Source organism: Corynebacterium callunae (assembly GCF_046592015.1).
GTDB lineage: Bacteria > Actinomycetota > Actinomycetes > Mycobacteriales > Mycobacteriaceae > Corynebacterium > Corynebacterium callunae_A.
Window position 1 is genome coordinate 287,616 of record NZ_JAWVOB010000002.1, and the last position, 8,356, is coordinate 295,971.

The following is an 8,356-nucleotide window of genomic DNA, read 5'->3' on the forward strand; positions in this document are numbered from 1 at the left end:
ACTCAGGAATTACTAAGGAGATAAACGTGGCACCTCTTGTTGGATTAATCATGGGTTCGGATTCAGATTGGGATACCGTATCCCCAGCCGCAGAGGTGCTGGCAGAATTTGGCATTCCTTTTGAGGTCGGCGTGGTTTCCGCACACCGCACCCCAGAAAAGATGCTGAACTATGCCAAGACCGCACATCAGCGTGGCCTCAAGGCAATCATCGCTTGTGCCGGCGGCGCAGCTCATCTGCCAGGCATGGTGGCTGCAGCAACTCCTTTGCCAGTCATCGGTGTGCCACGCGCTCTGAAGGATCTTGACGGCCTTGATTCTTTGCTATCCATCGTGCAGATGCCAGGTGGCGTGCCAGTAGCTACCGTATCCATCGGTGGCGCTAAAAACGCTGGTCTGCTGGCCGTTCGTATTTTGGGTGCAGGCGACCCTGCCTTGGTAGAGAAGATGGCTGCATACCAAGAGAACATGGCTGCTGAAGTTGAAGCCAAGGACGAGGCTCTCAAGAAGCGTCTGTTGGGCTAATGAACCCAATTTTGGTACTCGGTTCCAGAGTGGAGGACGGCCAGGTAACCACACTTTTGGCCACCCGTCTGGATAAAGCCATCGAGCTGGTTTCCCAGCACCCTGAAACTCCCATTGTGGTCAGTGGCAAAGGGGAGTCTGGCCCAATGGCGCAGTACCTGCGTGCGCGTGGTGTGCGTAAAGTCATTGAAGAAGACGCCGCCACCAGCACCAATGAAAACCTGGAAAATGCCCAAGCACTGCTTCCCAAAACCACCCGCTGGACTGTGGTGAGTAGTGATTTCCACGCTTGGCGCACCTATTTATGGGCTTGGCATTTGGGCATTCGCATTACAGTAGTAACTGCCAAAACCCCACTGCCTGCAAGACTTCGGATGTTGGCACGAGAATGTGTGGCCTTGCCGCATTCCACCACCCGCGTGCTGTGGCGCAAGCTGGTGTCTTAGCCCCGCTTAACCTCCAAAGTCAGTTCAGTAAATTCACCCACCCTACGCACTTTGGTGGTGTGCAGATTTTTGCTATCAACAAAGCCCGTAAACACAGGCTTTCCGGCAGGCAAGAACACCGGCGCCATGGTGAGGGTAATGCGATCTAGTGCCCCTGCCTCATAAAATTGGGTGGCAAGGTCACCGCCGCCCACAATCCACACATCTCCGCCTGCAGTATTCGAAGCGTTAATCTCTTCCAACGCCGCCGGAATATCGGAGTGAATCAAACGAATCGGCGTATCCGCTGGCAGGGGTAGCTCCCGGCTACTAAACACCCATGTGGGACGAGCGCCATAAATATTGGTCCATGCTTCTGGATGATTTAGCAGGTCCAGTTCCTTAACCATCCACTCATAGGTGTGCGAGCCCATAACAATAACGCTGATCTGGGCGAGGAAGTTGGCAAAATCAGCTTCGGCATCTGCGGAGCCTGGCACATCAAAAAGCCACTGCAGGCTGTGCTGCTCATCGGCAATAAAACCATTGAGGGTGCAAGAGGTATTAAAAATAGTCGCCATGCGCTTAAGCCTAACTAAAATAAAGCAATGGGAATCAAAAGATTAGACAATATTGCCATCGTGGTGGAATCACTCGATGAGGCCATCAGTTTCTTCGAACTCCTCGGCATGAAACTCCACGGCCGCGCCTTTATCGAAGGTGACTTTGCAGACATCGCGGTGGAGCTTGAAGGCATCAAAAGTGAGATCGCAGTCCTTGAGACACCCGATGGGCATTCTCGTATTGAACTCAGTCAATACCTCAACCCGCCGCCCATTGCGCAGCAACCCCCGGCTCAAAATGCGCTCGGCGTGCATCGGCTGATGTTTAACGTCGACGATATTGATCAAACCCTGGCCGATCTCGGCGCCGAACCCATCAATGGCATTGCCCAGTACCAGGAGACCTACCGCCTCAGTTATCTGCGCGGCCCCTCCGGGATCATCCTTGCGTTAGCCCAAGACATTTAAGATCGCGCGCCTCAGCCGCGCTTTTAAGGGCTAGGCAATCAGGGCGATTTTGCTTATCGACGCCACCTGCGCCACACCGCCACAAAGGAAACTACCAACACTAAAGCCAAGAGGGCCGGCCAAATTTTGGGCTCTGGTTGCAGCACATTAATGATTGCTTGAACCACTGCCAAAAAACTAAAAAATCCCAGGAATCCAAGTAGAACCTCCAACTGCAGGGAGTGCCGTTGAGATTTTGTTGGATCCTGGGATTCGTGCTGATTCATGCAGACCAGCTTAGGCAAAGCCTCTAAGCTTTCACACCACCAGCTGTCAGTCCAGAGACAATTCGACGCTGGAAAATAAGCACCATGATGATCAGTGGAATCGTCACCAAGGTTCCAGCTGCCATCACAGCAGCATAGGGGTATTCAAAGGAGCTGGGTCCAGAGAAACGCGCAATCGCCACGGTGACCGGCTCAGTTGAGGTATTGGAAAGCTGACGGGCCAGCATGAACTCATTCCAGGTGGCAATAAACGCTAGGATTGCAGTGGTAAAAAGTGCCGGTGCAGCCAGTGGCAAAAGCACTAATCGGAAAGCCTGGCCTCGGGTTGCGCCGTCTACTCGTGCGGCTTCCTCCAGCTCCCATGGCAACTGCCTAAAGAAGGAAACCAAAGTGTAAATGGTCAGTGGCAGGGCGAAGGAAATATTGGGGATGATCAACGCTTGGTAGGTGCCGATCCAGTTGAGATCGCCAAAAAGCTGGAAGAGCGGGGTCACCAGGGCGATTCCGGGGAACATGGAGGCCGCCAAAATAATGCCGGTGACAATGCCTTTGCCGGGGAAATTCAACCTGGCCAATGCATAGGCGGTAAACACACCCACCAATACCGCCAGCGCGGTGGTGGTCACGCTGATAATCAGCGAGTTGCCGATCGCTGCCAGGAAGTTATTGCCCTTATCAGTGGCCAGCGCATCACGGAAATTATCCAAGGTCACATGCGTGGGCCAGGGAGTGGTATCAAAGGTGTAGTCGGAGTCGCGGAGAGCAGTAATTACCATCCAATAAAAGGGTGCGAGTCCCCAGAACAAGATGAAGAGCACACCGGCATAGTTCAGGATGAGGCTCTTGGTGCGTTTTTTCATGATGCTGACACCTCCGAAGTTGCAGCAGCTGGGGCCGGGCCCTTCTTTTTCAAAGCGCGCCATTTTTGTTTGGGCATGCCACGCTGACCTGAGACATCAGCGCCGAGGAATTTGATCATCACAAAGGCCACAAAGAAGATGAGCAAGAAGATCAAGGTGGATAGCGCAGAGGCGGAGTTGAAGTTGTTCTGGCGCATATCCTCCACCACCAATTGGGAGATAACCGCGGTGGGGGAGTTTGAGGAGCTAGAGATCATGATGACGGGCAGATCGTACATGCGCAGCGCGTCGAGAGTTCTAAAGAGCACTGCCACCATCAGTGCTGGCTTAACCAGCGGCAGGGTGATTTTGGTGAATTGTTGGAAGGTGGTGGCACCGTCCACGCGGGCTGCTTCATAGGTGTCTTTGGGGATCATCTGCAAGCCGGCCAAAATCAGTAGGGCCATAAAAGGAGTGGTTTTCCACACGTCGGCCAGGATGACGGCGGCGCGTGCTGCCCAGGGATCAGTGGTCCAGCTGACATTAATGCCCAGCACTGAGTTGATGATGCCTTGAGGTGCAAAGATGAATTGCCAGAGCTTTGCGGTCACTGCGGTAGGAATTGCCCAGGGGATAAGAACGGCGGCGCGAACCAGGGCGCGGCCACGGAATTCTTTGTTCATAATGAGTGCCATGGCCATGCCCAAAATGGTTTCAATGGCTACGGTCACCACGGTGAAAAATAGGGTGATGCGCAGGGCAGGCCAGAAATCAGTGGCAAGTGTGCCAGGTGGGCAAACACGCACGGTGCCATCTGCGCCCATACAGCGTTGGGTAAGCCAATAAAGATAATTGTCCAGGCCTGCAAAACCGCCATCGGTAAATAATCCGGTGGTGGGGTCAAGGCCTTTATCGGCTTGGAAAGATAGCCAAATAGCGCGCACGATGGGGTAGCCGATAACTACCGCCAGCACGGCTAAGGCGGGTGCGATTAGCCATATAGCACTGCGGGCTTGTTTTAAAGAGGCCATGCCATCGCTCCTTTCGCTAGATTAATCATGAAAATTAAAGGCCAAAACAGCCTATTTATAAAAGCCTTCGCGCAGGTTAATGCCATATTCCAGCCAGGCTTTAAGCGCTGCCAACATGCCAGTCCAACCCATTTGGTTGCCTAAGGCAGCTTGGACTCCGGGATCACTGAACTCAAAGCTGCTTTCAGAAATGGTGACTTTAGTGCGGGTGCCCTCGTCGATAGGCTCAAAGGTGAAGGACACGTCGTGCAGATCGCCTGCCTCGCCCCAGAGCAGCTCAATTTTTTCGGGCGGCGTGGTCGCGACTACCTGGACTGGAAAGGCGCCGGGGAAGTCGGCAAAATCCCAGGTGACGGTCTCGCTGGCAAGGAGGCGGCCCTGCGCACCGCCGGTGGTGAAATATTGGGAGAGCTGTGTGGGATCGGCAATTGCTTCATAAACTTCCGCGGGGATACGGGAGATAAAACCAGTGGTTGTGGTGGTGATGTCCGTGCTCATGGGGATCCTTTGATTGCTAAAGCTCCGGCCACCAAATTGGAAAAGGTAACCGGAGCTCAAACGTGGCAAAAACTAGCTGGAGGCGTTTTCGATAGCGGCCTTCATATCAGCAGTTGCTTTATCTACATCGGCGGTGCCATTAAGTGCTGCATAAGCATTGTCTTGGATGGCCTTGGAGATTGCTGGGTAGAAAGGAGAAACAGGGCGCGGAGCTGCGTTTTCCAGAGACTGCTTCAGTGCTGGGAGGTAAGGGTACTTCTCAACCAGGGTTTCATCATCGTAGATGGAGGCAAGAACTGGTGGGAAGGAAGCATCGGCAAAGGAGGTTTGGTTTTCCTCGTTGATGATGAACTCGATGAAGTCACGGGCAGTTGCCTTGTGCTCGGAGTTGATGTTGATGCCGTTGTTGTAGCCACCGAGGGTGGATACGCCTACGCCGTCTTGGCCAACCAGTGGCTGGACCTCAAACTTGCCGGCGGTGGCTGTGGCCTCTTCAGCATTGGTGAACATATATGGCCAGTTGATGGCATAAGCGGTTTGGCCTTCGGTGAATGCCAGGTTGGTTTCTTCCTCGGTGGCAGCCAGGGATGCCTGGGAGATGGTGCCGTCATTGAAGCCATCAACCATAGCCTGGATACCAGCCTTGGATTCGGCGCTGTCCACGGTCACGGCACCGGAGGAGTCAAGTACGCTGCCGCCCCAGCCTTCCACGAAACCGATGGTGTTTACGGCCAAGCCCTCATACTGCTTGAGCTGGGTGGTCAGGCAGTCAACGCCAGCAGCTTCGGCGAGGTCACAGGAGGCAACCAGGTCAGCCCAGTTGGCGGGCGCTTCGGGGATGATCTCGGTGTTGCGGAAAAGTAGCTGGCCGTTGGTGTTCTGCGGCAGTGCGTAGAGGGTGTCATTGTAGGTGGCAGATTCCACGGTGGATTCCAGCAGACCAGAGGTATCAACTTCCAGGTCACCGGTCAGCGGTGCGAGCCACTGGTTGGCGGCAAAGTCAGCGGTCCAGATGACGTCAAGAGCCATGACGTCATAGTCAGCGTTGCCCGCCTGCAGGGATTGCACCAGGGTTTCACGCTGGGCATCAGCTTCACCGGCGAGCTCATTGAGGGTGACCTGCTCATCTGGGTGCTCGGCGTTCCAGCGCTCGATGACGGGGATCAGCTTGTCGGTGTCATTTTTGCCCATGGCAAAGGTGATGGGGCCGCGGCTGTCAGCGCCCTCGGAGGCGCTGGAGGTTGTGGAATCGGAACTGGAATCTGAGCTACATCCAGCCAGCGCGATGGCGGCTAGCAGGGTGGTGGCGGCGAGGGAGGCGCCGGTCTTGCGGGAAAATGTGGACATTGGGAGTCACCTTTCTGTGCAATAGTTGCCTCTAATCTAATGACTTAGAACACTATTGTGGGTGCTTTTGCCCTAAATCACCCCCATAAAAGCCAAAAATAACGCTTTTCGACGTCTCCCGCCACGCAGGTGCTAGTTCAGACGCTGTCCGCTCACCGGATCGAAACGGTGCGCGGTAGCGGGGTTGTAGGCAAAGGTTAATGGGGTGCCAGGGCTTGGAACTGGCCCTCCCGGCCAGCGAGACACCAGACGATTGCCCTGCCAAGTGGCATAAACATAGGATTCGGACCCCAGTTCTTCTACAATGTCCACCACCACATCTAGCTGGGTAAAACCGGCGGGAAGGGTATCTAAAACCAGATGCATATGCTCGGGTCGCACACCTAAAGTAACGCCCTCAGCAGGGAAGAGGTTCATGGCAGGGGAGCCAATAAAGCCGGCGACGAAAGAGTTGATGGGGGCGTCGTAAAGCTCCCGAGGTGGTGCCACCTGCTGCAGTAACCCGTCCTTCAACACCGCCACCCTGTCACCCATGGTCATGGCTTCGACCTGGTCGTGGGTGACATACACGGTGGTGGTGCCCAGGCGCCGCTGCAAAGCGGCGACCTCGGCGCGGGTTTGCACGCGCAACTTGGCGTCGAGGTTGGAGAGCGGCTCATCCATGAGGAACACCTTGGGGTTTCGCACGAGGGCGCGGCCCATGGCAACACGCTGGCGCTGACCACCGGAGAGGTCCTTAGGTTTACGATCCAAAAATTCGGTGAGTCCTAAGATTTCAGCGGCTTCCTTGACCTTGGCATCGATCTCTACCTGCGGAGTCTTGGCCAGCTTCAGGGCAAAGCCCATATTTTTAGCCACGGACATATGCGGATAAAGGGCATAGTTTTGGAAAACCATGGCGATATCACGCTCGGCAGGTTCCTGATTGGTGACATCCTTGCCACCGATGGAGATGCTGCCAGATTCCACATCCTCCAGGCCAGCGAGTGCCCGCAAAGTGGTGGATTTTCCACAGCCGGAGGGCCCAACCAGGACTAAAAACTCACCATCAGCGATATCTAAATCGAGCTCATGGACGGTGGCGCGTTCCGCGCCGGGGTAGCGGATTGTAACCTTGTCAAATGTGACCGTTGCCATGGAAATCTAAATTACCAGCTTCAGGTCACATCGGGGGAAACTTGGGGATTCTCCCTAGTAGCGCAGGCTTACTTTTTCATTGCTGGCAATCTGATCTAGGCGCTCAGTGGTGGTGAGCCCTGCAACAATCACGGCTGAACCGCCAACTGCTAGTGGTTCGAGGACCTGCGCCTTAAAACCTGCCAGATCATTCCAGCCGGTTGCTAAGACGCGGGCGCTAGCGGGCAGATCGGAGCTGATAATTTTTGGTAAAGCGCGGGTGGGTTGGAAGAATTGATCGCCATAAAAACGCACGGTGGGGCCAAAATCGATAGCTCCGTTGGGCAGCTCCGAACCGCTTTCTACAATGCCGCGCCCAAAAGGATCATCGCTAACTAAGAGGACATCACTACGGTCCTCATACTGGGAAAAGTTATCCAGGGAGGTGAAGATGGCATCGGCTTCTGGATCATCAAAAGATACCTCCACACCGGTGGCCAAGGCGCCGAGGATAATTACCGCAGCTTGCCAGCTCACCGGAAGATCGATGGTGATGAGCGAGCCTTCCTCCAAGTCCAGCTCATCCAGGAGCATATTGCCTACCTTGGAAGCCCAGTTATCTAAAGTGATGGCGGAAAAATCTAAACGCGCCCCCGTGTTTTCGTTATAAACAGTCAAACGCGGGGAGGCTGGATCAAGAGCAAGCAAGTGGGAGAGAAGTTCCATGCCAACAAGCCTAAATAAAAGCGTGGGAACGTGCTTAAAGGTGGTGGGGTGGGCGGATTTTGGGCCTGTTCGAAAAGGTTTTGAGGCCGTGTCCGGGGTGGGGTTTAAGGTGTGGGCAAGGAGCTAAAAGTATTGAAAAATGGAGGCTTTAAACCGCGCAATGAATGGATCTAGCGAAGTTAATGGTGAGGGTGGATTTCGTAGTTACCTTTTATGCCCTTGGCCAGGTGAAGCAGCACTGCTGAAATTTGACGAGAAAAGATTTGCGGGGATTTATACCGACCATAAAATTGCTGCTGGCGTTTTTATGGTGGATGGTCAAAATGATCATTTGGCTATGGAGCTCGCTAAATATTTCGAGGACCGATACCAACGGGGAAAGTCCGCAACTGAGGTGTTTTATGGGCTGCTCAAGCAGTTTGGTATTGATGAGGTTGTTGAAGTGGACAGGCTAGATAGACTGCTGGAGCTTTATAGCATTTATCGGAAATAAAGTAGCTGAATAATAAGGGGCACCTACGTTAAACCCCGCAGCACACGGTGGTGTGCTGCG

12 protein-coding genes are annotated in these 8,356 nt (G+C 54.2%); 4 read left to right on the plus strand and 8 right to left on the minus strand.

Going from position 1 to position 8,356, the window contains the following annotated elements; all coding sequences use genetic code 11:
• Positions 1-26 precede the first annotated feature (26 nt).
• Both purE and SFC07_RS04435 read left to right on the plus strand, forming a co-directional pair.
• Complete coding sequence (gene purE / locus SFC07_RS04430) at positions 27-524, plus strand: 5-(carboxyamino)imidazole ribonucleotide mutase (RefSeq protein WP_411207014.1); 498 nt, start codon at positions 27-29, stop codon at positions 522-524.
• Positions 524-970 carry a YdcF family protein gene (locus tag SFC07_RS04435; protein WP_411207015.1) on the plus strand — a complete coding sequence of 149 codons (447 nt, stop codon included), beginning with the start codon at positions 524-526 and terminating at the stop codon, positions 968-970. Before purE ends, SFC07_RS04435 begins: the two co-directional genes overlap by 1 nt.
• Here SFC07_RS04435 and SFC07_RS04440 read toward each other — a convergent pair.
• Positions 967-1,530: a dihydrofolate reductase family protein gene (locus SFC07_RS04440; RefSeq protein WP_411207016.1), complete on the minus strand. Its 564-nt coding sequence runs from the start codon at positions 1,528-1,530 to the stop codon at positions 967-969. The genes SFC07_RS04435 and SFC07_RS04440 overlap by 4 nt on opposite strands.
• 27 nt (positions 1,531-1,557) lie before the next feature.
• On the opposite strand from SFC07_RS04440, the gene SFC07_RS04445 reads away from it, so the two are divergent.
• Complete coding sequence (locus SFC07_RS04445; protein WP_411207017.1) at positions 1,558-1,980, plus strand: VOC family protein; 423 nt, start codon at positions 1,558-1,560, stop codon at positions 1,978-1,980.
• Between the two features lie 53 nt (positions 1,981-2,033).
• Here SFC07_RS04445 and SFC07_RS04450 read toward each other — a convergent pair whose 3' ends face one another.
• From SFC07_RS04450 to SFC07_RS04480, 7 genes are all read right to left on the minus strand, one after another.
• Positions 2,034-2,246, minus strand: a complete 213-nt coding sequence (locus tag SFC07_RS04450; RefSeq protein WP_411207018.1) for a hypothetical protein — start codon at positions 2,244-2,246, stop codon at positions 2,034-2,036.
• 23 nt (positions 2,247-2,269) lie between these two features.
• The gene (locus tag SFC07_RS04455; RefSeq protein ID WP_411207019.1) at positions 2,270-3,106 is read right to left on the minus strand and encodes a carbohydrate ABC transporter permease; all 837 of its coding nucleotides are present in this window, start codon (positions 3,104-3,106) and stop codon (positions 2,270-2,272) included.
• A complete protein-coding gene (locus SFC07_RS04460) occupies positions 3,103-4,116 on the minus strand; it encodes a carbohydrate ABC transporter permease (RefSeq protein WP_411207020.1) in 1,014 nt (337 codons plus the stop codon). The genes SFC07_RS04455 and SFC07_RS04460 overlap by 4 nt, the downstream gene beginning before the upstream one ends.
• A 51-nt stretch (positions 4,117-4,167) precedes the next feature.
• Positions 4,168-4,620, minus strand: coding sequence for an SRPBCC domain-containing protein (locus tag SFC07_RS04465; RefSeq protein WP_411207041.1), 453 nt, complete (start codon positions 4,618-4,620; stop codon positions 4,168-4,170).
• Between the two features lie 66 nt (positions 4,621-4,686).
• On the minus strand, positions 4,687-5,961 hold the full coding sequence (locus tag SFC07_RS04470) for an ABC transporter substrate-binding protein (RefSeq protein ID WP_411207021.1): 1,275 nt from the start codon (positions 5,959-5,961) through the stop codon (positions 4,687-4,689).
• 132 nt (positions 5,962-6,093) lie between these two features.
• Positions 6,094-7,098: an ABC transporter ATP-binding protein gene (locus tag SFC07_RS04475; RefSeq protein WP_411207022.1), complete on the minus strand. Its 1,005-nt coding sequence runs from the start codon at positions 7,096-7,098 to the stop codon at positions 6,094-6,096.
• Positions 7,099-7,152: 54 nt separating this feature from the next.
• On the minus strand, positions 7,153-7,803 hold the full coding sequence (locus tag SFC07_RS04480) for a TIGR03089 family protein (RefSeq protein ID WP_411207023.1): 651 nt from the start codon (positions 7,801-7,803) through the stop codon (positions 7,153-7,155).
• A gap of 139 nt (positions 7,804-7,942) precedes the next feature.
• Between SFC07_RS04480 and SFC07_RS04485 the strand changes: the two genes are divergently transcribed.
• A complete protein-coding gene (locus SFC07_RS04485; RefSeq protein ID WP_411207024.1) occupies positions 7,943-8,296 on the plus strand; it encodes a hypothetical protein in 354 nt (117 codons plus the stop codon).
• Positions 8,297-8,356 lie beyond the last annotated feature (60 nt).